Origin of the sequence: Dysgonomonas sp. (assembly GCF_035323175.1) — a bacterium.
GTDB lineage: Bacteria > Bacteroidota > Bacteroidia > Bacteroidales > Dysgonomonadaceae > Dysgonomonas.
Genome location: NZ_DAOKYH010000026.1, coordinates 18852 through 31997, shown reverse-complemented (window position 1 = coordinate 31997; position 13146 = coordinate 18852). Strand labels below are relative to the sequence as shown.

General features: G+C 39.7%; 7 protein-coding genes. 3 read left to right on the top strand and 4 right to left on the bottom strand.

The window, feature by feature from the left end; translation table 11 throughout:
* Positions 1-131: 131 nt before the first annotated feature.
* Together PKC55_RS17040 and PKC55_RS17035 are read right to left on the bottom strand one after the other, a co-directional pair.
* On the bottom strand, positions 132-1139 hold the full coding sequence (locus PKC55_RS17040; protein WP_283685299.1) for an aspartate-semialdehyde dehydrogenase: 1008 nt from the start codon (positions 1137-1139) through the stop codon (positions 132-134).
* Positions 1140-1264: 125 nt separating this feature from the next.
* Entirely contained in the window at positions 1265-2689 is a 1425-nt protein-coding gene (locus tag PKC55_RS17035; protein WP_291128710.1) for a tetratricopeptide repeat protein, read from the bottom strand.
* 159 nt (positions 2690-2848) lie between these two features.
* Here PKC55_RS17035 and PKC55_RS17030 point away from each other — a divergent pair, with 159 nt between their 5' ends.
* From PKC55_RS17030 to PKC55_RS17020, 3 genes are all read left to right on the top strand, one after another.
* Positions 2849-3511, top strand: a complete 663-nt coding sequence (locus PKC55_RS17030; RefSeq protein WP_291128708.1) for a rhomboid family intramembrane serine protease — start codon at positions 2849-2851, stop codon at positions 3509-3511.
* Positions 3512-3715: 204 nt separating this feature from the next.
* Positions 3716-4045, top strand: a complete 330-nt coding sequence (locus tag PKC55_RS17025) for a hypothetical protein (protein WP_135105798.1) — start codon at positions 3716-3718, stop codon at positions 4043-4045.
* Positions 4046-4090: 45 nt separating this feature from the next.
* Complete coding sequence (locus tag PKC55_RS17020) at positions 4091-4765, top strand: YiaD family glycine zipper/OmpA-like lipoprotein (RefSeq protein ID WP_135105778.1); 675 nt, start codon at positions 4091-4093, stop codon at positions 4763-4765.
* Positions 4766-4865: 100 nt separating this feature from the next.
* Here PKC55_RS17020 and rpoC read toward each other — a convergent pair whose 3' ends face one another.
* Together rpoC and rpoB are read right to left on the bottom strand one after the other, a co-directional pair.
* Positions 4866-9149 carry a DNA-directed RNA polymerase subunit beta' gene (gene rpoC / locus PKC55_RS17015; RefSeq protein WP_135105776.1) on the bottom strand — a complete coding sequence of 1428 codons (4284 nt, stop codon included), beginning with the start codon at positions 9147-9149 and terminating at the stop codon, positions 4866-4868.
* Between the two features lie 120 nt (positions 9150-9269).
* A complete protein-coding gene (gene rpoB, locus PKC55_RS17010; protein ID WP_135105774.1) occupies positions 9270-13082 on the bottom strand; it encodes a DNA-directed RNA polymerase subunit beta in 3813 nt (1270 codons plus the stop codon).
* Positions 13083-13146 lie beyond the last annotated feature (64 nt).

The following is a 13146-nucleotide window of genomic DNA, read 5'->3' as shown; positions in this document are numbered from 1 at the left end:
TACCCGTACGTCAGTTTAGCAAACTGGTGGTTTCAGCCACTCACCCACACTTCCTGAAACCACAATCGGCTTTTCGCTAATTGCGATGCAAATATAGTTGTTTGTTTTGATTATACAAACAGTTTCCTGACTTAAATAGCATTTTCTTTAATCAAATACTCTGCTATCTGAACAGCATTTAATGCTGCACCTTTCTTGATCTGATCGGCTACTACCCAGAATGTCAAACCATTCTTATTCGCTATATCTTGGCGTATACGTCCAACATATACAGGGTCTTGTCCTGCAACAAACAATGGCATCGGATATTCTTTTTGTGCGGGATTGTCTTGCAACACAATTCCTTCAGCTTTCGAGAATGCCTCACGGGCTTCTTCCGGCGACACAGGTCTCTCAGTCTCTACCCAGATAGCCTCAGAATGAGAACGAAGTACAGGAACACGGATACAGGTTGCACTCACTTCTATATCAGAGTGCATAATCTTACGCGTTTCGTTGTACATCTTCAACTCTTCTTTTGTATATCCATTATCTGTAAACACGTCAATGTGAGGAATTACGTTATACGCAAGCTGGTAAGCAAACTTCTCTACAGCCACATCATTGTTGAATGCAATTTGCTTAAATTGATTGATCAACTCTTCCATAGCCGCTGCTCCTGCTCCTGATGCTGCCTGATAAGTTGCTACATGCGCCCTTTTGATATGAGATATCTTTTCTATCACATTCATTGCCACTACCATCTGTATAGTTGAGCAGTTTGGATTTGCGATTATCCCTTTAGGACGAACTTTTCCATCCTCGCCATTTACTTCAGGTACAACAAGAGGTACATCCTTATCCATACGGAAAGCACTTGAGTTGTCTATCATGATTGCGCCATACTTAGTAATGGTTTCAGCATATTCGATAGAAACACTTCCTCCTGCCGATGTAAAAGCAATATCTATATCTTTAAAATCGTCATTGTGCTTCAGCTCCTTCACCGTATACTGTTTATCACGAAACGTATAGACATTGCCTGCGCTTCTGGCAGAACCGAATAATACTAATTCCTTTATCGGGAAATTTCGTTCGTCAAGAACTCTTAAAAACTCCTGACCTACAGCACCACTTGTGCCAACAATAGCGATTCTCATTTTTTTATTGGTATAGAGTAAATTATTTAATATAAAACAGGTTGCAAATATAACGATTTACTATCAATTATGTATTGTTTGTGGTTTTTTGTTATTCTAAGTAAACTTCAAATTAAACAAAAGAACTATCGGGCTTGTATCTCTTGATTTCTTGCCTGTATTTCCATTTGCGGTATACTCACTTGCAATTGTTCGACTTCCTTTTCGAGGCTATAGATATCAGAAGAGATTCTCCGCTTTTCATCCTGAGATGCAGTACTATAATCTGCACGCAGTTTTTCCAACTTTTCGGATAGTCCTTTTAGTTCCGATTTCATCTCTACTACCTTCGAATATGTACTCTGAGCTGTTCTATTTTTGAAATCTGACATTTTATAATACGTCTTGTTATCATTAATAACGAATTCAAAATCATGAGTCACCTCTACTTTCACAACAGCTTCTTGGCGAGCCAACGCAATCAGATTTTTGTAATTATTATTTTTTTGCCATGTACTCTTTATCGAAGATATTTTAGCTCTGCCTGCCAGATAGCTTTCATCCTCGCTCTGGATGGTTTTCACGACTTTATTCGGAACAAATGTATATATGCAAACTTTCCCTTTAGGCATATATCTATCGGAGGCAAACCAGCCAATACCCTTTTCTTCGTCCACGGCCATCATATAGTCATTAAACAACGAATTGAATGGCATATTCAGACGTTCAGGAGCAAGATAGGTATCTGTATTCATATTGTAGCGAGAGACAAACAAATCATACCCTCCGAGTGTCTCTTCATCTTTTGCTGCAAAATAAATTGTCACTCCATCTGCCATTACGTACGGATAATTTATATCACCGGAAAGGCCAAAATTGTTTGCTGAAAGTTTCTTTTCATTACCAAAATCATCGAACAACTTTTCTTTAGAGTAAAGACTGAACAGATTCTCTTTATCGGGCTTGGCATAATACATTTTAGTCCCTTTTTCATTCGTATATACCGTTGCATCTATATGCTTTGCTGATGCGAAAATTTTGTCAAAGGGTTCTAGTTTTCCTGAGCTGAGACTCAATTTATAAGCTGAAAGAAATTTCGCCTTATCTACAATTATACTATCTATTATCTGTATATCTTCTGTGTTGGACACCATACGCCGAAGACGTGACATCACTTTTCTCTTTTCGTCTAATTTTGCTCTCGATGCTTCATCTTTCTTTTTAAGACCGGCTTCGTATTTGTTGAAAGATTCTTCCGATTGTGTAAACTTATATTCTTGCCCATATAATTGCCCCAGATACAAAAAAGATTCTTGGATTCTTTTTTTAGAAGCAATAATGAGGCATTCTTCCGCTTTTTTAAGATCTCCTCCCGTTTCCAGAAGACAAACCCCATACCATTGATTTAGATTAGCATCTTCCGGCTTAGCTTTATATTCTTCCTCTAAAATGGGTAAAGCCTTTGCATATTCTCCCTGAAGATATAATTCTTTTGCTTCAGAAAGAGTTTGTGAAAATGCCACAGGAACACAAGCAAACATAATAAATAGCCAGATAAATATAGATTTCATGCCGTTCTATTCTAATTAATTATAGGTTTCAAATTTACATGAAAATATTCAAACTATCAATCTGTAAGGGAGGAATGACTTCGTCGAAAGAAATATAGCACAAAATTTTCAAGGCTTATACTCTTTTTTATACCTTTGCCTTTACGAAAAATGAAAATTATGGATTTTAGTTTACAGTCTGTTTTACCTATTTTGATTATTGCCCTCACAGTTATAACCAGCATAAAGGGCTTTGGTGATATGGCCTTTTTTGAACGCTACAAGTTTAATGTAGGGGCTATTTTGGGCAACTCGAAACAATGGGACAGGCTGCTAACATCTGCAACACTTCATGGAGACTATATGCATCTATTGTTTAATATGATGACATTGTACTTCTTCTCCGATATTATTACCTACTCTTTCGGAGTATGGATATATCTGGCTATTTACTTTTTGTCTATCATTGGCGGAGGATTACTCTCTCTTTTCATCCATCGAAAAGAATACTACTACAGTGCCATCGGTGCTTCAGGAGGAGTGGTAGGTATACTATTTGCTGCTATAGCTGTATATCCCACAATGCCTCTTCGCTTTTTCTTTATTCCGATAGATATCCCGGGATGGATTTTCGGGCTTGGATATCTGGCTTTTTCCATCTATGGTATGCTGAAAAAGGTTGGTAATATAGGACACGATGCGCACATGGGCGGTGCTATTGTAGGTATTGTTGTGGCTGTCATTTACACGCCTGCAAAACTACTTAGTATGAATGCGGTCTATTTGGGTATAATGGTTTTGCCGCTGATCGTTTTAGCCTATCTTATTTGGAAAAAAAAATAAAATAACTACTTTTGATTAAACATTGAATCCTAATAAATAGTAAGAAATATTAAACCTTCTTTCACATAACAAGTCTCAATAAAAACCAAACTTAGAATAACAGAAGAATAGGTAAACTACGAAAATAATAAACCAGCCATATTTGAACATCAAAGTAACTTTGTTGTTATAAATCTAAATAATATAATCCTAAAATATAAGATGATGAGCAGTGATAAAGATCTGATACAGTATGACGAAGATGATGCTGTAAAGTATATACAGAACTATCTTCCGCAAGAAATGAAAGGAAAATACTCGAGTGACGAAATCAACTATATTATTGATATCGTTTACGAATTCTATGAAGAAAAAGGCTACATGGACGAAGATGCCGATGAGAACGTAATTGTAGACATCGATGAAGATGAAATTGTATCTTATGTATTGAAGAATACGAAAAAAGACAAAATAAATAACTTCTCAGCCGAAGATATCGCATTCATTATACAGGGCGAGATAGCATATTGTGAATCACTAGGGATATTCGAATAAAACGAAGATAATCACACAAATTTTAATTATTAAAAGAATAAATTTATGAAACATTTTTCATTCGTAGCAGCTATTGTTTTGAGCTGCGCATTACTATTATCTAGCTGTGGAGCGAGCAATACTGTAAAAGGTGGAGGTATCGGTGCAGGTGCAGGTGGTGCATTGGGCGCAGGTATTGGTGCTATTATAGGCGGCGGTAAAGGTGCTGCATGGGGTGCAGGTATAGGCGCTGTAGTTGGTGGTTCGGCCGGTGCTATCATTGGCAACAAAATGGACAAACAAAAGAAAGAATTGGAGCAGATCAACGGAGCTCAGGTGGAATCTATCAACGATGGACAAGCTATCAAAGTTACGTTTGAATCAGGAATTCTATTTGCAACAAATTCAAGTACATTAAGTTCTGCTTCACAAAGCGCACTAAGCAACTTCGCTGCTTCATTAAATAATAATCCTGACACTGATGTTCAAATATACGGACACACAGATAATACAGGTTCTGACGCTATAAACAATCCTTTGTCTGAAAAACGTGCACAAGCTGTTTATAATTTCCTTCAAACCAAAGGTGTTTCAGGAAAACGTATGGTATCTCAAGGATTTGGATCTACACAACCTGTTGCCGACAACAGTTCTGTTGCAGGTAGAGCTCAAAACCGTCGTGTAGAAGTTTATATACTTCCTAACGAAAAGATGCTAAAAGACGCTCAACAAGGTAAATAATCTTACACATAGAGTTTACTCGGTAAGCTTAACAAAAAATGAAAGGGGAGAGAAACATAATGTTTCTCTCCCCTTTCTAACTATATAAAAGAATAATTAATTATTCTACGGCATCAAAATCTACCACAGTCTTTCTGGTTGCAGCAATCCTGTCAAAATCTTCCTTTGTACCAACAACTAATTTTTCAAATTCACGTTGTCCTGTACCGGCAGGTAATAAGTGACCACAGATTACATTCTCCTTCAATCCTTCCAGTCTGTCTACCTTAGCGTTTATAGCAGCGTCGTTCAGTACTTTTGTTGTTTCCTGGAACGAAGCGGCAGACATAAAGCTTTGAGTCTGGAGAGCAGCACGGGTAATACCTTGAAGTATCTGGTTAGCTGTTGCAGGAACTGCGTCACGCACTTCTACCGGACGAAGGTCTCTACGTTTCAACATAGAGTTTTCATCTCTCAGCTTACGTGCAGTAACAATCTGTCCCGGTTCGAATGTTGAAGAATCTCCGGCGTCAACAATAACTTTCTTACCCCAGATTCTATCATTCTCTTCCATTACTTCATATTTGTCGATAACCTGCTGTTCTAGGAAACGAGTATCTCCTGGATCGATAACTTCTACCTTGCGCATCATCTGACGAACAATCACCTCGAAGTGCTTGTCGTTGATCTTCACACCCTGTAGACGGTATACATCCTGTACTTCGTTTACAATATATTCCTGAACGGCTGTAGGTCCCATAATAGCCAATATATCAGAAGGAGTTGTAGCTCCGTCAGACAGTGGCATACCGGCTCTCACAAAGTCATTTTCTTGAACAAGAATTTGTTTGGATAGAGGCACCAGATATTTCTTAACTTCATCAAGTTTAGAAGTTACTATAATTTCTCTATTACCACGTTTGATCTTACCGAATGAAACCTCACCATCGATTTCCGACACTACTGCAGGATTAGATGGGTTACGTGCTTCGAACAACTCAGTTACACGAGGAAGACCTCCGGTGATATCACCAGCCTTACCTACTGCACGAGGTATCTTAACAAGTACATCTCCGGCTTTGATCGCATCATTATCATCTTTCACAAGGTGAGCACCTAATGGTAAACTATAAGTTTTGATAGTTCTACCCTGCTCATCCAAGACATGAGCTTCAGGAGCTTTAGTCTTATCACGAGATTCGATAATGATCTTTTCTTTCAGACCGGTTTGTTCATCCGATTCAACTTTAAACGTAACACCTTCTATTACATTCTCGAATTTGATACGTCCTGTAGCTTCAGATATAATAACGGCATTAAATGGATCCCAATCACAGATCAGATCATCTTTTTTCACCTTAGCCCCATCCTTAAAGTACAATTTAGAACCATAAGGGATATTATGAGTAAGGAGTACGATTTTAGTGTTAGGATCAACCAGACGAAGCTCTACCAATCGGCTAACTACAATCTGAGTTTTCTTGCCTGATTCGTCAAGAATATCTACTGTACGAAGATCATCTATTTCTAATATACCATCGTATTTAGCAACAACGCTACTTTCGGTAGCAATATTAGATGCGATACCCCCAACGTGGAATGTACGTAGTGTCAACTGTGTTCCCGGCTCACCGATAGACTGTGCGGCAATAACACCTACAGCCTCACCTCGCTGAACCATACGGCCTGTTGCAAGGTTACGTCCATAGCATTTACCACAAACACCCTTCTTCGATTCGCAAGTAAGAACCGAACGGATCTCTACGCTCTCGATAGGAGAATTCTGTATAATAGTAGCTGCATCTTCTTTGATTTCCTCTCCCGACTTAACAATGATTTCTCCTGTCATCGGATGTTGGATATCATGAACAGATACACGACCTAAGATACGTTCATATAAAGAAGCAACAACTTCTTCATTGTTTTTAAGCTCTGAACAAACAAGACCACGCAATGTACCACAGTCTTCTTCGTTAATGATCACATCTTGTGATACGTCAACAAGACGACGAGTCAAATATCCGGCATCGGCAGTCTTCAAAGCCGTATCGGCAAGACCCTTACGCGCACCGTGGGTAGAGATAAAGTACTCTAACACCGACAATCCTTCTTTAAAGTTCGACAAGATCGGATTCTCAATAATCTGAGCTCCTTCTGCCCCACTCTTTTGAGGTTTCGCCATCAATCCACGCATACCTGACAACTGACGAATCTGCTCTTTCGATCCACGGGCTCCTGAGTCCAGCATCATATATACGGCGTTGAATCCCTGATCGTCTTCCGAAAGCTGTTTCATCAAGATGTTAGACAATCTTGAGTTGACGTGTGTCCATATATCAATAATCTGGTTATAACGTTCGTTGTAGGTAATGAATCCCATGTTATAGTTATTCAATATCTGCTCTACTTCGTCATAACCTTGTTGTACTAATGTATCTTTTTCTTCAGGAATGATTACATCTTCGAGGTTGAACGACAAACCTCCACGGAATGCCATTGTATAACCTAAATCTTTAATGTCGTCAAGGAACTGTGCTGTTTTTGCAACCCCACAGGCTTTGATTACATTACCGATGATATCACGTAATGATTTCTTAGAAAGCACTTCATTGATGAATCCTACTTCTACAGGAGTTTTCTCATTAACAAGAACACGTCCGACAGTAGTTTCACGCATCAATTTCTTTATTTCACCATTTTCGTCAAGGTCATTCACATATACTTTTATCAAAGCATGTATATCAACCTTACCTTCATTGTATGCAATAATAGCTTCCTCAGGGCCATAGAATATAAGTCCTTCGCCAAGAGCACCCTTACGGATTTTTGTGATATAATATAGTCCAAGAACCATGTCCTGAGAAGGTACGGTAATAGGAGCTCCATTTGCAGGGTTCAGGATGTTATGAGATGCAAGCATCAACATCTGTGCCTCAAGGATAGCTTCATTACCTAATGGTAAGTGAACAGCCATCTGGTCACCGTCGAAGTCGGCATTGAACGCCGTACATGCTAACGGGTGCAACTGGATCGCTTTACCTCCAATCATCTTAGGCTGGAATGCCTGGATACCAAGACGGTGAAGAGTAGGGGCACGGTTGAGCATAACCGGATGTCCTTTCATCACATGTTCCAAGATATCCCATACCACAGGCTCTTTACGATCTACGATCTTCTTAGCCGATTTTACTGTCTTTACGATACCACGCTCAATCAGCTTACGTATAATAAATGGTTTGTACAGCTCAGCTGCCATATCCTGAGGAATACCACATTCGTGCATCTTCAATTCGGGCCCAACGACAATTACTGAACGAGCTGAATAGTCGACACGCTTACCCAACAAGTTTTGACGGAAACGACCTTGTTTACCTTTCAAACTGTCGGATAGTGATTTCAATGGACGATTGGCATCAGTCTTAACTGCACTTGATTTACGAGAGTTGTCAAACAATGAATCGACAGCTTCCTGAAGCATACGTTTTTCGTTACGTAAGATAACTTCGGGAGCTTTGATATCAATAAGTCTTTTCAGACGATTGTTACGTATAATCACACGACGATACAAGTCATTCAGGTCGGATGTAGCAAAACGACCTCCATCTAATGGAACCAACGGACGAAGCTCTGGCGGAATTACCGGAACAATTTTTACAATCATCCACTCCGGTTTATTCTTACCTTTCGATCCACGGAACGCTTCAACAACCTGAAGTTGTTTCAATGCCTCGTTCTTACGTTGTTGAGATGTATCTGTGCTTGCCTTATGGCGCAGAGTATTAGCTAATGAATCGAGGTTGATACGAGACAAAAGGTCGTAAACAGCCTCAGCCCCCATTTTAGCAATAAACTTGTTCGGATCGGTATCGTCCAACAGTTGATTTTCTTTTGGAAGCTTATCCAGAATATTCAAATATTCTTCTTCTGTAAGAAGGTCTTTATCTGCTATTCCTTCTTCTACTGCCGCACCGGACTGAATCACAACATAACGTTCGTAGTAGATGATAGAATCCAGTTTCTTGGTAGGTATACCTAAAAGATAACCCATTTTGTTTGGCAGCGAACGGAAATACCAGATATGAGCCACAGGAACAACAAGGTGGATATGTCCTGTACGTTCGCGACGAACTTTCTTCTCTGTAACTTCAACACCGCATCGGTCACAAACGATACCCTTATAACGGATTCTTTTGTATTTACCGCAATGACATTCGTAATCCTTTACAGGTCCGAATATACGTTCGCAGAAAAGCCCGTCACGTTCAGGTTTGTAAGTACGATAGTTGATTGTTTCAGGTTTCAAAACTTCACCGCTTGATGCTTCCAGAATTTCTTCAGGAGATGCAAGGCTCACAGTTATTTTTGAAAAGCTACTCTTTACTTTATTTTCTTTTCTAAAAGCCATATACTTTTTTCTTTTAAAAGCTGTAGCTATTAGCCATTAGCCGATAGCTGTTTGTTAGAGTATTTAGAATCCGTCGGCTATCAGCTTAGTTAAAGCCGAAAGCCAACGGATAATATGATATTAATCGAGAGAGACACTCAATCCCAAACCACGCATTTCGTGAAGAAGTACGTTTAATGATTCAGGAATACCCGGCTGCGGCATAGGTTCACCTTTTACAATCGCTTCATAAGCTTTTGAACGCCCTATAACGTCATCCGATTTGATTGTCAGAATTTCTCTAAGAATGTGAGCTGCACCGAATGCTTCCAGTGCCCAAACCTCCATTTCTCCGAAACGCTGACCCCCAAATTGAGCCTTACCTCCAAGAGGCTGTTGGGTAATAAGTGAGTATGGTCCGATAGAACGGGCATGCATCTTATCTTCAACCATGTGACCGAGTTTAAGCATATAAATTATACCTACGGTAGCATGTTGGTCAAATTGAATACCTGTTCCTCCATCAATAAGACGGACTTTACCATAACGTGGTACTCCAGCTTTATCTGTCCATTCGTTCAAATCGTCAAGGCTAGCACCATCAAAGATTGGTGTAGCAAACTTAACTCCCAGCTCTTTACCAGCCCAACCCAATACAGTTTCGAAGATCTGACCAAGGTTCATACGTGAAGGCACCCCTAACGGGTTCAGCACGATATCAACCGGAGTTCCATCCGGTAAGAACGGCATATCTTCCTGACGAACGATACGCGACACGATACCTTTGTTACCGTGACGACCTGCCATCTTATCTCCAACCTGTATCTTACGTTTCTTAGCCACATAAACTTTAGCTATCTGAACTATTCCCGAAGGTAGTTCATCACCTATAGTGAGGTCAAAACGCTTACGTTTAAGCTCAGCATCAAGCTCTTTATATTTATGTAGGTAGTTTACGATAACATCTCTGATAAGCGCATTTTTGTGCTCATCCGATGTCCAGTTACTTACCTGTATTGATTCGTAATCGATACCATCCAAAGCACTCTTCGTAAACTTAGAGCCTTTACCGATAATATCAACATTCAAATAATCTTTAACACCCTGTGATGGTTTACCTTCGGTCAATACCAATAGCTTATCTACTAATATTCCTTTCAGTTTTGCCATCTTTTCTTCATACTCTTCATCTAATTTAGGTAGCAAAGCTTTGCTCGAAAGTTTTGTCTTACCCTTTTTAGATGCTTTAGAGAACAAGTTTGTTGATACAACAACACCTTTCAATGAAGGAGATGCTTTCAAAGATGCATCTTTCACATCACCGGCTTTGTCTCCAAAGATTGCACGAAGCAGCTTTTCTTCAGGAGAAGGGTCTGATTCGCCCTTCGGTGTAATCTTACCGATCAGGATATCTCCCGGACTAACACGAGCTCCTACACGGATAATACCTCTCTCATCCAAGTCTTTAGTAGCATCTTCACTTACGTTCGGAATATCGGATGTCAATTCTTCAACACCACGTTTTGTATCACGAACCTCAAGCGCAAACTCTTCTACATGGACAGATGTAAAGATATCTTCGCGAACAACACGTTCGTTCAGAACGATCGCATCCTCAAAGTTGTATCCTTTCCAAGGCATGAAGGCAACCTTCAGATTCTTACCGATAGCCAATTCACCTTTTTCAGTTGAATAACCTTCTGTTAGTATCTGATTCAACACAACCCTGTCGCCTTTTCTACAGATAGGACGAAGGTCGATTGTTGTATTTTGGTTTGTCTTACGGAACTTAGGAATAGAATATGTTTTAATCGCATCGTCAAAAGCCACAAAGTCTTCGTCTGCTGTACGATCGTATTTAATTTTAATCGTATCGGCATCTACAAAGACAACTTCACCTGCACCTTCTGCAACAATCTGAGTACGAGAGTCACGAATAAGCTGACCTTCGATACCGGTTCCTACGATAGGAGATTCGGTACGCATCAAAGGAACAGCCTGACGCATCATGTTCGATCCCATCAGCGCACGGTTGGCATCATCATGCTCCAAGAATGGAATCAACGATGCTGCAATAGAAGCGATCTGAGTTGGAGATACGTCCATCAACTCTACTTCTGATGGCTCAATAACAGGATAGTCTGCATCTTGACGAGCTTTTACACGCATATTGATAAATGATCCGTCATCATTCAACGGAGCATTACCTTGAGCGATAAGCCTGTCTTCTTCCTCTTCGGCTGCAAGATATACGATACCTTCAGACGATAAGTCGACTTTACTATCTGCTACTTTACGATATGGTGTTTCGATAAAACCAAGGTCGTTGATCTTCGCATAAACACAAAGAGAAGATATCAAACCAATGTTTGGACCCTCAGGTGTTTCGATCGGACAAAGACGACCATAGTGTGTATAGTGAACGTCACGCACCTCAAAACCGGCTCTTTCGCGAGAAAGACCACCTGGTCCAAGGGCAGACATACGACGCTTGTGAGTAATTTCAGCCAATGGATTGGTTTGATCCATGAACTGAGACAACGCATTTGTACCGAAGAATGTATTTACGACAGAAGAAATTGTTTTAGCATTGATCAAATCAATCGGCGTAAACACTTCATTATCGCGAACGTTCATTCTTTCACGGATGATACGTGCCATACGGTTAAGACCAACTCCAAACTGATTGAAAAGCTGTTCTCCTACAGTACGTACACGACGGTTGCTCAAGTGGTCGATATCGTCAACGATGGCTTTTGAGTTGATCAACTCGATAAGATATTTGATGATCTCAATAATATCTTCCTTCGTTAAAACACGAATATCTGTACTAGTAGAAAGTCCCAGTTTCTTATTCAGCCTGTAACGTCCTACTTCTCCCAAATCGTAACGTTTTTCGGAAAAGAAAAGGTTATTAATAACCTCACGAGCACTTGCATCATCAGCAGGCTCTGCGCTACGCAATTGTCTGTAGATATGACGAACGGCGTCTATTTCCGAGTTACTAGGGTCTTTTTGTAATGTATTGTATATAATTGCAAAGTCAGAAATATTCTGAGACTCTTTGTGCAATAATATAGAAGATACACCCGAATCGAGTATCAAATCCAGATGATCTTTTTCCAGAATAGTTTCACGTTCAAGAATAACTTCGTTACGTTCGATAGATGTTACCTCACCGGTATCCTCATCTACGAAGTCTTCCATCCAGGTTCTAAGAATTCTGGCAGCAAGTTTACGGCCTGCTATCTTTTTTATATTTTGTTTATTAACTTTTACCTCTTCTGCCAGATCGAATATTTCGAGGATATTTCTATCACTCTCAAAACCGATAGCACGAAGGAGCGTAGTTACAGGTAATTTCTTTTTACGGTCAATATATGCATACATGACATTATTGATGTCTGTAGCAAATTCAATCCATGAACCTTTGAAAGGAATGATACGTGCCGAATACAATTTAGTACCATTAGCATGCATTGTTTGTCCGAAAAATACGCCCGGCGAACGGTGCAACTGCGAAACAACAACACGCTCGGCACCATTGATCACGAATGTACCTTTTTCGGTCATGTATGGTATCAACCCCAAATAAACATCCTGAATAACCGTGTCAAAGTCTTCATGATCGGGGTCGGTACAATAAAGTTTAAGTTTTGCTTTTAGAGGAACACTATACGTCAATCCTCTGTCGATACACTCTTCGATTGTGTAACGCGGCGGATCGATAAAGTAGTCCAAAAATTCTAATACAAAATTGTTTCGTGTATCAGCTATAGGAAAGTTTTCTGCAAAAACTTTGTATAGACCTTCTTTCTTCCTCTTTTCGGGAGGAGTATCAAGTTGTAAAAAGTCGCGGAATGACTTTAGCTGCACTTCAAGAAAATCCGGATAAGGTAGCGGATTTTTGATTGAAGCGAAATTGACTCTTTGATTTGTATTTATTGAAGACATGGAATATCCAGTTTTGATGAACTTATTATTTTTGACGTAAAAAGGTTAAGAACCTTCACAACGA